This window comes from Paracoccus beibuensis, from assembly GCF_026162625.1.
In the GTDB taxonomy this organism is placed as follows: domain Bacteria; phylum Pseudomonadota; class Alphaproteobacteria; order Rhodobacterales; family Rhodobacteraceae; genus Paracoccus; species Paracoccus beibuensis.
The window spans coordinates 24,717-37,795 of record NZ_JAOTBD010000014.1; the positions used below are offsets into that span (position 1 = coordinate 24,717).

The 13,079-nt window shown below is 60.2% G+C and carries 10 protein-coding genes; 5 read left to right on the forward strand and 5 right to left on the reverse strand.

Translation table 11 applies throughout. The features are described 5' to 3' along the window. The first annotated feature begins 363 nt into the window (after positions 1-363). A complete protein-coding gene (locus OC159_RS10590; RefSeq protein WP_265501121.1) occupies positions 364-1,017 on the forward strand; it encodes a hypothetical protein in 654 nt (217 codons plus the stop codon). A 553-nt stretch (positions 1,018-1,570) separates the two neighbouring features. Next, on the forward strand, positions 1,571-2,527 hold the full coding sequence (locus tag OC159_RS10595; protein ID WP_265501122.1) for a glycosyltransferase 61 family protein: 957 nt from the start codon (positions 1,571-1,573) through the stop codon (positions 2,525-2,527). A 242-nt stretch (positions 2,528-2,769) separates the two neighbouring features. Here the strand turns inward: OC159_RS10595 and OC159_RS10600 are convergent, their stop codons facing one another. Further along, positions 2,770-3,405, reverse strand: coding sequence for a hypothetical protein (locus OC159_RS10600; protein WP_265501123.1), 636 nt, complete (start codon positions 3,403-3,405; stop codon positions 2,770-2,772). 16 nt (positions 3,406-3,421) lie between these two features. Between OC159_RS10600 and OC159_RS10605 the strand changes: the two genes are divergently transcribed. The 3 genes from OC159_RS10605 (at position 3,422) to OC159_RS10615 (ending at position 8,951) form a co-directional block, all read left to right on the forward strand. Then, a complete protein-coding gene (locus tag OC159_RS10605; protein WP_265501124.1) occupies positions 3,422-4,447 on the forward strand; it encodes a hypothetical protein in 1,026 nt (341 codons plus the stop codon). Between the two features lie 105 nt (positions 4,448-4,552). Continuing rightward, on the forward strand, positions 4,553-6,784 hold the full coding sequence (locus OC159_RS10610; protein ID WP_265501125.1) for a glycosyltransferase family 2 protein: 2,232 nt from the start codon (positions 4,553-4,555) through the stop codon (positions 6,782-6,784). A 118-nt stretch (positions 6,785-6,902) separates the two neighbouring features. Further along, the gene (locus tag OC159_RS10615) at positions 6,903-8,951 is read left to right on the forward strand and encodes a hypothetical protein (protein ID WP_265501126.1); all 2,049 of its coding nucleotides are present in this window, start codon (positions 6,903-6,905) and stop codon (positions 8,949-8,951) included. Positions 8,952-9,101: 150 nt separating this feature from the next. On the opposite strand, the gene OC159_RS10620 is transcribed toward OC159_RS10615, so the two are convergent. The 4 genes from OC159_RS10620 to OC159_RS10635 form a co-directional block, all read right to left on the reverse strand. Continuing rightward, on the reverse strand, positions 9,102-9,572 hold the full coding sequence (locus tag OC159_RS10620; protein WP_265501127.1) for an invasion associated locus B family protein: 471 nt from the start codon (positions 9,570-9,572) through the stop codon (positions 9,102-9,104). A 76-nt stretch (positions 9,573-9,648) separates the two neighbouring features. Next, complete coding sequence (locus OC159_RS10625) at positions 9,649-10,635, reverse strand: VPLPA-CTERM sorting domain-containing protein (protein WP_265501128.1); 987 nt, start codon at positions 10,633-10,635, stop codon at positions 9,649-9,651. A 481-nt stretch (positions 10,636-11,116) separates the two neighbouring features. Continuing rightward, positions 11,117-11,785 carry a DUF1236 domain-containing protein gene (locus OC159_RS10630; protein WP_265501129.1) on the reverse strand — a complete coding sequence of 223 codons (669 nt, stop codon included), beginning with the start codon at positions 11,783-11,785 and terminating at the stop codon, positions 11,117-11,119. A 206-nt stretch (positions 11,786-11,991) separates the two neighbouring features. Then, positions 11,992-13,065, reverse strand: a complete 1,074-nt coding sequence (locus OC159_RS10635; protein ID WP_265501130.1) for a glycosyltransferase family 4 protein — start codon at positions 13,063-13,065, stop codon at positions 11,992-11,994. Positions 13,066-13,079 lie beyond the last annotated feature (14 nt).

Genomic DNA, 13,079 nt, shown 5'->3' on the forward strand with positions numbered 1-13,079 from the left:
CCGCAGTCTTCTGCCCGCCGGGATCTTCTGTTTGCGCACCGGCAGGCGTGAACCCCCCGGAATGCCACTGGCTGTCCCCTCTTGTCTTGGAAATCCGGTGACTTGCGCCGTCGCCATCGCTGGCCGTGTTTTTAACGGCAGCAGGCAAAGGCAGCATAGCGTTCCATCGACACATTCCGGCATTTTTCAGGTCGTTCGATTTACCTGAAGTTGAAAATAAAATAGATTATCTCATTATTGGTGTATAAATCTATCCATTTAGACAGGTCGGTCAATCAGACAAATAGGAACTATAAACAGATGGGGTCAGTTAAAAACGACATGCCTGTGTAGACGTCTTAATTATTACCGAGGATTCTGGTCATGATCGCGAGTGCACGCACGTACCTTGGTGCTGCCGTATTGCTGGCAGGTTTCAATACCGTTCCTGCATGGAGTGCCACAGTGACCGTCCTGTCAGGAGGCCCAGCTGGCGGAACCGCAGTTGATTTGAAGGTGAGCGATTTCGAACGCCTCGGGAATTGTGGAGGTGGCGGATCTGTTGTGAATGACGGCTGTTCGGTGGTGGTAAAGAGTGACCGCCTTGCCCCCCATGCCTCGGGCCGGTTCGATCCGCCCCCGCAAAATTACTGGATCGATAGTGCTGATATCGACAAGCTGAAGTGGACGGTAAATTCGTCCACACCATTCACATCCTTGGCATTCGCTTTGACAGATGCGCATGACCAGAAGAATAGCCACTTCTCCATGTCTTTCAACGATGACGGGAAATGGACATCCATCTGGGATATTCCCTCGAGGCTGCCGAACAGCAATTTGTTCTGGCTGATGGTAGATTTCGGCAAAGAGGTGACGAGCGCCGATTTGATGTTCTCGACCAGGCTCAACGATGGCTACGGCATTTCCGATGTCACGATTGACAGCCCGGCTCCGGTTCCGGTTCCATCCGCAGCCCTGATGCTCATGAGCGGAGCAGCTTTTCTGTCGTTCTTCCGCAGGCGAAACAAAGCCGCCTGATCAGAGAACGCTTCAAGCAGCTTTGCTAAACGGAACGCAGTTAGCCTTGCGGCCCCCAAGGTTGCCGTCTCGCAGCCCGAAACACCTCAAGGTCAAGGCGTTCGGTATTGCCGCTGCCTTCACCCCAAGTTTCGTCCACCATCGGCTTGACGTCCGAGCCATCCGAGAAAAACCCTTCTTCCTTTGCCCGAACTTTCACGGCAACAGATGCCGAGAGACCGGGGGCAATCCAGTTGTCATGGTTCAGGCTCTGACAATCGACGAATCTGGCGCTCAGCTAGACTGAGTGAAATTCTTCCTATAGTTGCGATGCAGAAGGCGTTCGCAATTTCCGGAAATCCAAAAGGAACCGGCACCCGTGGGAGAACGAAGTATGTTCAAGCTAGAAGCGCCGGACGATCTGTCACTGGTCCCGGATGCCCTGCTGATCCCGCCCCCTGCAGAAGGGCGCGGACGGCAGCAGCCCTCGGGGGTTCTGACGGTTGATGGGGCACTGGTCGAGAACTCTGCCAGTTGGTCGTCGAGTTCCGAGCCCGTCAACGCGTCCCCCGACATGCCGGCGCCCGATGAAATAACGCCGCTTGCCGGGAAATGGATGTTCGGCGGAGTGCTGTACGGACATTTTGGTCACTTCATCACCGAGTCCTTTGCCAGGGCATGGGCGCTTGACGAGATACGCGGCCAGATCGAGGGCGTTCTCTTTACGCCCAAGCAGACCTCAGGGAACATCGACAACATGCTGAAGGCCTTGCGGCCGTTGATGGATATCCTTGGTCTGGATGTTCCGGTGCGCTGCATCATGACTCCGACCCGGGTCGAGCAGCTTTACGTTCCTCGTCAAGGGGTTGGCATGAGCGACCTGACCGTCGGCAGCCAAAAGTTCCGCAATTTTGTCAATGCGCATTCCGGGGCCGCGATCGCACCGGAAGGCGACGAGCGGATCTATATTTCGCGCAGCCTGCTTCCGCCGGGGCGCGGCGGGCTGGTCGGAGAGAGCCTGCTGGAACAGTATCTGGCCGACGAGGGATATCAGCTGTTTCACCCCCAAAAACATCCCGCGGCGGTTCAGGTCGCGCGCTACAAGGCCGCACGGGACATCATCACCGTGGATTGTTCGCCTCTGCACATGCTGGCTTATGTGGGCAACAGCGAGCAGCGTGTGGGCATTCTGACGCGCCGCAGCATGGATTTCGCGCCCAGCTTCATCCGGCAGCTGGAAGCGTTCAAGGGCATCACGGCCTTTGAAGTGAACACGCTTGTTCGAGACTGGGTGCCTGGCCGATCGCTGCGTCCGGGGCGCGGTTCCTTCGGGGAAATGGACGTCCCCCGGACCTGGCAGATCCTGCGCGAGCGCGGCATGATTTCGTCGGATACGCCCTGGCCTGCTCTGACCGATGCACAGCGTGAGGCGGATCTGAGCCGCCTGAACGCGCTTCACGGCCTCGACTTCCATCCGCTGGATGAAAACCTAGCCTTGCAGGAAAAGAGGACCGCCAAAAAGGCGGTCTGACAGTTTCCCACCATTTTGCCTCAGGGGGCGAAGGATATCCGGTTTCACCCCTCGAAACGATATGGAACGCAATGATGAGCATTGTTCGGAAGAAGCGGGTGCCCCATCGCCGCAAGCTTCCCTTTTCGCCGCAAGCAGGCAGATGATGTCTTTCGTCGCGAAGAATGCGTTCAGGCTGGAACTGCCTCCCCGCGACACGCAGCTGTCCTTTGCTCCGCTTCAGGGCAACAGCGTGCTGACCCTCAAGGCGCATCCTGCCGATCGACGCCCCGGCCATCCTGGTCGAGATCAGCTTTTCCCTGCAGGAACAGGCAGCTCAGGGCACTGTGCTGTTGGTCCGCGACGTGAACGGAAACAGCGTCTTGCTCCGGGTTTGCAACCGCTACCTGATGCTTCAATCCGGACACGCCCGCTTGGAATTCCCCCGGATGATGGACGAAGCGCAGACGGTCAGCTTTGCCCTGACCGCGTCCGGGCGGCTGATCCTGATCCAGGATGACGGTGTGATCGATGATGTCGCGGCCTTTGATCCCGTCGACATGCTGCGCCTGCATCAGGTCCATGTGGCCAATCAGGCACCGATGATGCTGCATGGCTTGTCGCTGCATGTGCTGGACACGGCCGATCCAGCTGCGGTCCTGGCTGCGCTGCGGGTCCGGGTGGAGGCGCGGCTCGGCAAGGCCGTGACATCGCCAATGCCCGGCACGCCGTTGCTGATCCATTTCAACGGTCAGTCCTTGGCCTTGGGCCCCATTGTCCCGGCCGACGACAGAATGGCACTTGCCAGCCTGGCCCGGGCGGATCTGCGGATGCTGGTGAATGTTTTTACCGGAGACGCCCGACGGTCTATCGACCTTTCGGGGCTGCAGAAACGTCAAGGTCCTGTCGAGAGCGTTGATGCGCGACTGGACAGGGTGCGCATTACAGGCTCTCTGCCCCCTGCCCTGCCCTGCCCTGGCCATGGCACAGGCCTTGGCGGGACGCGACAATGACGCAGCCGGGCAAAACGCCACTCCATCCGATCCGGCCCGTTTTGCGCCCATCGCCTTGTCCGGCAACCCGATCGCAGGCGAGTCGCTGGCCATGTTGGACGATCCCCAAGGACAGAGCCGGCGCAACATGGATCACATCCTTGATGCCACTCATCGGGCGTTTGCCCGGGACGGCTTGATGCCGGAGAAAATCATCTACTTCTGGATTCAGGGTGAGGCCGACCGCTCTGCCGCGCCAGGCGCCTATCTGAAGGCTCTGACCGCACATTGGGACCGTATCCGCGCCAGGCTGGACGATCTGTATCCGCAGTCAGAAAAGACGATCTTCCTGATGCAGACCGCCGGATCGGACCAGACCCACCATCGAAGCGACCAGTACCACCCCGCTGCCGACCAGCTGAGCTTTGCAGCCGGACGCCGCGATGCGGTGCTGGTGGGGCCCGTCTATCCAAGCCGCCTGGCCGACCTTATTCATCCCGACCTGCATCACTCCCGGATCATGGGAGAGCTGGCGGCCTGGGCGCTGCGAGAGATCTATGCAGGGCGCCCCTGGTCGATCACCAGTCCGGTGCCGCGACGTGACGGCGACCGGATCACCCTGGACTTCGCGCTGCGCGACGACGAAGCCCTGACGGCGCATGACCTGGACGTGTACGGCGGTCAGGGGATCGACGCGTTCCTGGGGCTGGAGGTCGAGGGCGGCGCAATCCAGGCCGTCGAACTGGACGGCCATGCCTTGCATATAAGCGTGACGGGGCCTGTCACCCAGGTCCGCTACGCGATGCAGCGTCAGAGCATGCGCCAGGTCGACGGCAATGCCTATCCGGCCCGCCGGGGCCTGATCCGGACCACGCTGACCCGGCCAGCGGTGCAGCTTCCCGAAACCACGCTGTACCGCTGGCTGCCCAGTTTCACACTCGATCTGTGACCGCCGACCACAAGGACTGTCATACTTGAAACCAGATGATATCTTTCCAGGGAACGGCGTCCTCTCCGTCAAAGCCTTGCCAGCTCAAAGGACTGTTGCTCTTTCATGAACATTTCGGCCCCGGACCCTGCAGATCGCTGGACATCGAACGCGCTTCGCACGGTGGTGACAACCGTGAAGAACGAGGCGCCGTTCCTGCTGGAATGGCTGTGCTATCACCGGCTGATCGGGTTCAACCGCTTCGTCATCTATTCGAACGACTGCACCGACGGCACACACGAGATGCTGCGCCTGCTGAACGATGCAGGGCTGGTCCACCACTATGACAATAGCTCAATATCCCCTGATCTTCATAAGGATCCGCAGCGCCGGGCCTATGCCCGTGCGATGTCTCTTCCTGAGGTCACGACAAGCGATTGGGTGGCAGTGCTGGACGGGGATGAGTTCTTTACTGTCAATGCGGGCGAAGGAACACTGGATGATCTGTTTCATGCCCTGCCTCCGCGCACTGATGCCGTGGCCGCACAATGGCGAATTTTCGGCAACAATGAGATCATCGAATTTGATTCCGATAAACTACAGATTACTCAATTTTGCATGGCGTCCCCCAAGGAGACTCATTTTTTCTATAGTCAATTGGCCGTAAAATCCATTTTCAGACCTTCTCCTGTTCAGCAATTAGGGGTGCATCGGCCTGTATTCAAAACGAACTTCGGAACGTCAGACAATCCTATCATGTTCGTCAATGGCTCTGGTGCAGATGTAAGCGACAGATTTCTTCACCGTAGCTGGTGCATGGATCACGATATGTCAGGCTTTGATCTGTGCCACGTCAACCATTACATGATCCGTTCCAGTGAAGTATTTTTGATGAAGCGGTGGCGCGGCACTGCCAACAGCACAAACACGGAAAGGATAAATTTTGAATATTTCAATAGATACAACCTGAACGTGGTTCCTGAAACTGGGATCACCCGATGGGCGGAGCGCGTGATTGCCGCCCGTGCAGATCTGATCCGCCAAATTCCGGCGCTGGGAAAATTGCAAGCGGTCGCAGGGGCGACATATCGCGCCCAGATCGATAGGCTGAAAAAGCAACTGAAGGCCGAAGCCCCCGAACAGTATGCACTCTTGTTTAGCCCTGAAGCGCAACGCAAAGATACAGCGCAGCGGCAGGCAGAACTTGGAAAGATGCTGGCCAGACAGAGGAAACGGACCGCCGCCAAGATCAAGGATGCATCTGCTGAAGATGCCCTGCCGCGAGAGATCAAGGCCTCGCCCATCCTTCTGGCCCCGCTGACGGCCGAGGCGCCGGTGCCGACCATGCCTTTGCTGTCGATGACCCCTTGGGCAACCCTGCCCGAAGATCCGGTGGAGGTCGCACGGACGCGGGCTGCCGCCCCTGCGGCCCCTCAACCGCAAGGCGCCGAAGCCCCCGACCTTCCGCCCCAGTGGCTGATCGATCTGCGCCGCTCACCCTACAAGCGCGGTTTCTATCATTCAGAGGAGGAGTTCGCCGCCCTGCATGTCGAACGCAAGCGAACGCATTTGTTCGTCACCTTCGACAATCTCTCGCAGGTCGGCCTGACCGGGATCGATCGCGATGCCTGGGGCTATGAATTCGCGCGCAAGTCGGATTGGTCGCAGCTAGGCATCTTCGCATTCCGGGCCAACTGGTTCCGCACCCCCCTTCTGTTCGATTACCTTCGCCATCTTCGCGATGCCAAGCTGTTTGAACGTTATGAAACGGTGACATTCTCGGGCACCTCGATGGGGGCCTATGCCGCTTGTGCATTCTCGTCGCTGGTTCCCGGCGCCCAGGTCATCGCCTTTTCCCCGCAATCCACCCTGTCGGCCGGGCTCGTCCCGTGGGAAGGCCGGTTTCCGTCAGGACGGGCCGCCGACTGGCGGGGCGACTTCAGCGACGCCGCGGCCGAGACGGCCGGGGCCGGCCGGATATTCCTGATCTACGACCCACTGGAAGAGAACGACCGTCTCCATGCCGAACGGTTCACCGGCGACAACGTCATTCATCTTCGGACTCCGATGGCAGGTCACAAGACGGCCTTGCGGCTGCGCCAGGCCGATCTTCTCAGCCGGGTGGTTCGCGGGCTGGCCACGCACAGCCTGACCCCGCAAGAGTTTCGGCACTTGTACCGCTCTGCCCGGATGCAGCCTTGGTATCTGGATGCCTTGGGGCACCGGCTGGCTGGGCGCGGCCGGAGCGACTGGTTGCTGCGCCTGGCGCATATTGCGCGAAAAAGCGGGCGGCCCAATGTTGCAAACAACCTGAAGATGCTCGCATGCCACGTGCCTCCTCCGGACGCCCTGCCCTAAGGGTTGCAAGGCCGGCCCTCTCGATGCACGCCGAGTCATCAACTTCGAAAGCCCCCGAATGCCCGCTCAGAATGCCCCCCAGCACGACAATATTGCCGTTCCCGATATTGCGCTTCACATGCTGATGAACGACAGCGCCCCCCTTCTGCTTGATTGGGTGCTGCATCACTGGCACGTCGGGTTTCGGCGGATCACCGTTCATGGCGACGGCGCCAATCCTGAGGCCACTGCCTTGGCCGAGGCCTTGGCCGGTGCGGGATTGATCAAGTTCATTCCGACCGATCGTCCGGGCATCGCACATGCCAAGGCCCGTCAGATCCGCGCCATGGCCGAGGCTTTGAAAAGCGAGACGGATCTTGGCACGGCTTTCCTGCTCTGGCTTCAGCCCGAAGACCTTCTTGTCGTAGATGTCGGGGACGGCCATCTGTCGGATTTGGCCGCGCAGCTGGAACAGTTTCCCGATATCCTCAGCCCGACGGTGCAGATCGTCGGTGGATCCGGTGAATGCCGATATGTCGACGCGCCCCTGCCGGATCGCTTCACGCGGGGCACCGGCGGTGCCAAGGGACCCACGCTTTTCTCGACGCCGCTCCGGACGATTTTCCGCCCACAGCTGGCGAAGGCGCTTCAGGCGGCGCGGCCCCAGCTCAAACCCAAATTCGCCCGTGGCAAGGAAAGCGTTACCTGGCTGAACGGCGCCGGCGAGGATGTTGCCGAACGCTACCTGCTGAAGGGCTGGATGGCGCCTTCGGAACAGCCGGGCCTGGGATTTTGCCATGTCATGTCCTTCATGGCCCAGGACCGGGAAACCTTTCTTCTTCGGCGGACGGGTGCAGGGGATGTCCTGCCATTTATCACCCCAAGCCACTTGTCCAACGTGATGCAGCAGTACCATCGGCTCAATTTCAACCGATCCGAGGTGGGCTCGGCGGTGGCGGATCCGCAAGGGCCGGCGGCGCGGCGTGCAGCCGTCCTGAAGGACCTGCCCGATATTGCGGATTGTCACAGGAATGTGGTGGACGAGTTTTCGGGACGGTTGGACCGGCTGCTGCCAAAGCAGGATCCCGCTGCCGTCGCCCTGATCTCGTCGTTTCTTGCAGGAGATAAAGGCTCGGCACAAGATTTCGACTGGCCTGTTCCCTTCGGAGTTCCCACCACACCCCCTGCCCTGTCGGAAACGGATTCAGCCTGGGCAGAGAGGCTGACCCGCCCCGCCGACAATGGATCTGCCGAAGTTGATGATTGGATTGCAACGGACGGCGAGGAGAATGCGAAGCCCGCTCGGTCCGCTCAGCCCGAAACCGTCGTTATTGAAGCCCCCGCATGGCTGTCCGATCTGCGCCTGTCCGGGCAGGCTCATGGATTCTATCATTCCATGCCGAATTACGCCTGCACCTATGTTGCACGCAGTCGGGAGCATCTTGTTGTTTCCTTTGACAATCTTGCAACGGTCCGGGGAAATCCCGTGTCGCGCGAGCCTTGGGGCTACAACTTCGTCCGAAAGGAGGGCTGGTCCCATCTTGGCGTCCTGTCCTATGTGCCGGGCTGGTTTCGTGATGTCGATCTGCATCGCTATCTTCTGTCCCTGCGCGACAGCGGATTTTTTGAACAGTTCGGCCAGGTGACGATGTTCGGGACGTCGATGGGTGGATATGGCGCGGCGGCCTTTGCTTCTCTGGCACCGGGTTGCCGTGTGGCGGCCTTCTCGCCACAATCGACGCTTGCCCCGCATCTGGCAGCATGGGACCAGCGTTATCCGACAGGAAAACATGCCAAATGGGATGGTTTGTTTGCGGATGCCGCCAGTGAATCACGCAGTGCAGCACAGGTCTGGCTTTTCTACGATCCCGCTGTAGAGCATGATCTGCGCCATGTCCGCCGGTTCGATGCAGACAATGTCATTGCGGTGCCTCTGCGCCATGCGGATCACAAGACGGCGCTGATGCTGAAGAACGGGCGCATCCTTAGCAGTGTGATGCGCGATATCGTGAATGGCCATGCGACCCGCGCAGGGATCATGAAAGCGTATCGAAGCTGTCGGATCTTGCCTGAATATGTCCAGGGGTTGAGAACTCAGGCCGAGCGAACAGGCGGCGCCGCAAGGGTGAAACGGATCGATCGTGCATTGGCGCAACTGAGCGATGCGCCTGATGGAGGTCGGCCCTGATCATTGTGCTGTCAGACGCCTGAAGCTTGCCTGGGGGCTCTGGCGTCGATTTTTTCCATTCAATCATCCCGCCATCGGCGGTCGCAGATGCGCCCTCCGGCGAGGGTTCATGCATCATCCGGGATTGGAGCAGCCAGGGCCGGGGCCGGGTCAAGGCAGGGTAATCCCGGCTTGCTTCAGCGGAGAGATCAGGCTTGCGGCTTCAAGATCGCCGGCAACAGTCTCGCTGGAAGAAAAGGGAATGAACTGGACCGACAAGGTCCGGGCTTCACTCAGCTGCGACATCTGCAAAGCTGTCAGTTCCGTGGAGGCGCGGCAGCCGTCAGGAAAACATGCATCCAATGGCAAGGGGATTTCGAAAGCGCCAGGGTCGATGACAACTCGAACACCAGGGCGGGCTGCAATGCCCAACGGGGCGGTTACGAACAGCACCGGATCAGCCCCGGACTTTTCCATCTGCAAACTGAGGGTCGCAAATGTTCTGTTCTCCTCGGCCACCAGCCGCACCATGCTGGTGCAGCGGTTCGTCACCGCATCGCAGGTGGCAGCATCCTGCGCCTGTGCAGTGCTTGCGGCCAAGAGACTGAAAAAGCAAAAAGAACGAATTGCAAAATGGATCATCATTCCTCCCAGGGACAAATGGAATAGCGGCAGCCTGTTCTGGCTGCCGCTATTGAAACACTTATGCTCGTTTTTTCTACCCGTTCTTGCGGCGCATGCGCAGCGCGCCCATTGCGCCCATGCCGCCCAGCAGCAGGAAGCCGGCAGCTGGAACCGGAATCGGAGCCGGGTCGACCGGCGGAACCACGACAGAACCGCCTACCCCCTTGAACGCGAACATGAAGGTCACATCATCGTTCGCTGCGCCCCCGGCACCGCTGGACTGGCCCAGAGAGTAGAGTTCAACCTGTACAGCGCTCAGCGCTGCGATGGCCAAGCTCTCGTCGGCAGCCGCCCCGTAGAAGATATCGAAATCATAGGCCGCACCAGCCTTCAGCTCACCAAAGCCGAAGTCGAAGTTGGACCCGTGATCGGTAGCGCCCAGGTCCGTGAAATCCGTGGTTTCCGTACCGGCAAGAATTGGGCTTCGAGATGCAAAAGGATTGGAGTTCTCGAAGCCATTGTTGTTGGAGTATCTCAATGACGTGGTGGTTCCGGTCCCCACATGCGTCACATATTCGCTGAAGGGAGTGGGTTCCACATCCCAGTCGAAGGTGCGGGTATAGCGCAGATCGGCAATGTCGACGGCGCTGGTGTTTTCAATCTTGACCGACAGACGGTACAGGTTTGCGGTTTCTGAAGCCGGAACGAAGCTGTGCGTCACACGCAGACCCGTACCGTCAACCGTCACGACTGACATCGCAGTCGAGGCGGTATTACTGAAGGAGACCGAGGTTAATCCTCCGATGCCGGCATCGTTGTTGGCATAGCCTGCCTGACCAGTCTCACCGATGCCGACGCCCCAGCCTTCGCAAAGGCAACCCGGCGCGGTTGCTTCATAGTTGGTCGGCAGATAGCGGAGACCAGTGGCGTTGGTTCCTCCGGCGGAAGGGGCGCCTCCAGACACGTTCAGTTGGCCAAGTGTGTCAACACCCATCTGAATGGTGCCGTTGTCGATAATGGCGGCGTTAGCGGTTATCGGCAAAGCCATAACCAGAGCTGCCGCAAGCACGGTACTTTTCATGATCCTCACCTCTTAAAAAACTACCATCAACTTTTGATGAATATTAAATTTTTATCAAGTTTTTTTTGGAGGGTAATGCGAAGACTGCAGCAAGATAAAAAATCACATCCATTAAAATATTTATTTTAGAATCAGAGATTTATTTTAAAGCAGGTTTCTAGCAGGACGTCGAAGACGCCTGTCCTCGAACATGCGGATGCGTCGAATGCGGTCAGACTAGCCGGTCCTCGCTTTCCCAGTGGGAAGATCGCCAAATCGAACGCTTGTGATCGAGTCGCTGTCTTCGGCGCGGTCCTCTACCGGCAGTCGTCCTTTGGATAGCGGCGTCCATGTCAGGGGCACGACACAATCCAAGCGGCGCGTGCCACCAAGCTGACCTTATGCTGGCAGGATGCCGTTGGGGCGCGAGGTCCGCGTGGATGTCGCGCCATGCGATCGAGGTGAAGCCAGGCGCTGCCCTGCCCCACCTCGACGACAGATATCAGCGGTAGATATAGACGATCTGGCGCTCAGTCGGATCGATCAGCACCGTCTGTCCGTTTATCTGGGCATAACGATATTCTGGCTGGTCCGGAATCTCGTAGATGGCCACAGGCTCGGGCACTCCTGCGCCCACAACCACCTCACCTTCAAGATAGACCGGCTCGACCTGGTTCGTCGTCACGTAGGTCGTCACTTCCGACGAGGGTTCCACGCTGGCAGACACCCCGGCCGTTCCACCGATGGCCGCGCCCGCGACAGCACCGACCGGGCCACCAATCAGGGCGCCCATTGCTGCCCCTCCGAGGCCGGCGACCGCGGTGTCCTGCCCGGAAGTCGCATCGCTTGCCGGAGCCTCGATGATCGTCACGCCGATTTCCTGGCGGTTGGGATAGAGCGATACGACCTCGTCACCGGCCGTGACGTTGAGGTAGTCGCCATAGGACCACCCCTCGATCCCGTCGCCCGAGACCTGGCACCAGTTCGCGCTGTCGATGCAGCCTGCCACGTCGACTTCATTGCCGGCGGTGATGGCTCCGATCACCTCGTGCTGCACCCCGGGTCCGGACCTGACATTGAGGTCGGTCGATGCCGTTGCGGTGGTCTGCGCCATGGCGGAACCTGTCAGGGCGATGGTCGCCGCAGCGGTCGTCATCAGAAATGCACGCATGTTCATGTCCTCCTTGATGCACCCCGCCTGCGGGGCGCTCTGGGGCAACAACCGCAGAAGCCGTTGGCAGTTCCGGAAGCTTCATCACGTTGTCTTGGACCGTGCGAGAGGGGCGGGAAGCCGGCCCGGCCGCGTCGCTGCCGCTTGCAATGCGGCGGGCCATGTCCTGAGAGCGGCGCAAGACTAGGCGGGCAAGGCGACCGATCTCAGCCGCCGAGGGTGTCCTGCAGGATTGCTTCGAATTCGCAAGCCGCGATGTCGTTCCGCCGCCCCAGGGCGGTGGCGAAGGCGGCTTGGGACGCCTGTGCCCAATCGGCGGCGGGCATGGCCAGAAGATCCACCGCCGCCCGCGCGAACTCTGCGGGGTCGAAGGTCGAAAGCCGTCCGTTGCGGCCGTCGATCAGATCGGGGGCGGCACCGGCCGGGGTGGCCAGGACAGGGGTCCGGCTTGCCATCGCCTCCAGCAGGGGCAGGCCGAAACCTTCGGTCAGCGACACGAACAGCCACAAATCGCAGCTGCGATAGATCTCGGCAATGCGGGGCTGGGTCGGAGACCGCTCGTACCGGATGAAGTCCGGGGCGTCGTCGGGCCTGGGATCGGCCCCGAAGACCAGGAAGGCGATATCGGGACGGACGGCGTGAACGCGGCGGGCCACGTCAATGGCCATGCCGCCGTTCTTGCGCGGATGGTGGGCATGCATGAAGCCGATCCGCGGGGGCGTGCCGCAGTCACGTGCCGGGGCGCCGAAGTGGTCCAGATCCACCCCGTTCATCACCACCATGCTGTCACGCCCGAATTCCGCCATCAGCTTTTCGCGCAGCCAGGGCGCGACGACGATCTTGCGATTGGTCTGCCGATAGACAGCCCGGACCCGCTGGCTGTGTTCGGGATAGAAATCCTCGTAATCCTGGATGAAGTGGACATGGCGGCCCTTGGACGTCGGCAGGCGCTGCGCCCATTCGGCGGTCGTCCACCAGGTCGAGACGATGACGTCGGCATCCGGCACGTCGCGGGGCCGGACCGGTCGGGTTTCCTCCAGGTGATGCACCGGCACGTCCAGCCCGGTGAAATGGCCGCGGTCCGGGGACAGCGGGGGCGCGTGGCGCCCTAGGCCCAGCTGACCCAGAAGGCGGCGGCGCGGCCCCGGCATGTGTTTCGGGCGGCGGATGACAAGGCTGACATCATGCCCCTGGTCCAGAAGATGGCGCGCATATTGCGCCACGACGCGCAGCCCCCCCGACAGGATGGTCATTTCGGGCAGGGCAAAGGTCACCCGCATGTCAGGTCCTTCCG

What these genes read in the sequence shown, in the direction of transcription:
- OC159_RS10635 (WP_265501130.1), bottom strand. Translation starts at nt 13,065, where the DNA reads ATGCGGGTGACCTTTGCCCTGCCCGAAATGACCATCCTGTCGGGGGGG.
- OC159_RS10625 (WP_265501128.1), bottom strand. Translation starts at nt 10,635, where the DNA reads ATGAAAAGTACCGTGCTTGCGGCAGCTCTGGTTATGGCTTTGCCGATA.
- OC159_RS10620 (WP_265501127.1), bottom strand. Translation starts at nt 9,572, where the DNA reads ATGATCCATTTTGCAATTCGTTCTTTTTGCTTTTTCAGTCTCTTGGCC.
- OC159_RS10630 (WP_265501129.1), bottom strand. Translation starts at nt 11,785, where the DNA reads ATGCGTGCATTTCTGATGACGACCGCTGCGGCGACCATCGCCCTGACA.
- OC159_RS10610 (WP_265501125.1), top strand. Translation starts at nt 4,553, where the DNA reads ATGAACATTTCGGCCCCGGACCCTGCAGATCGCTGGACATCGAACGCG.
- OC159_RS10595 (WP_265501122.1), top strand. Translation starts at nt 1,571, where the DNA reads ATGCCGGCGCCCGATGAAATAACGCCGCTTGCCGGGAAATGGATGTTC.
- OC159_RS10590 (WP_265501121.1), top strand. Translation starts at nt 364, where the DNA reads ATGATCGCGAGTGCACGCACGTACCTTGGTGCTGCCGTATTGCTGGCA.
- OC159_RS10615 (WP_265501126.1), top strand. Translation starts at nt 6,903, where the DNA reads ATGCTGATGAACGACAGCGCCCCCCTTCTGCTTGATTGGGTGCTGCAT.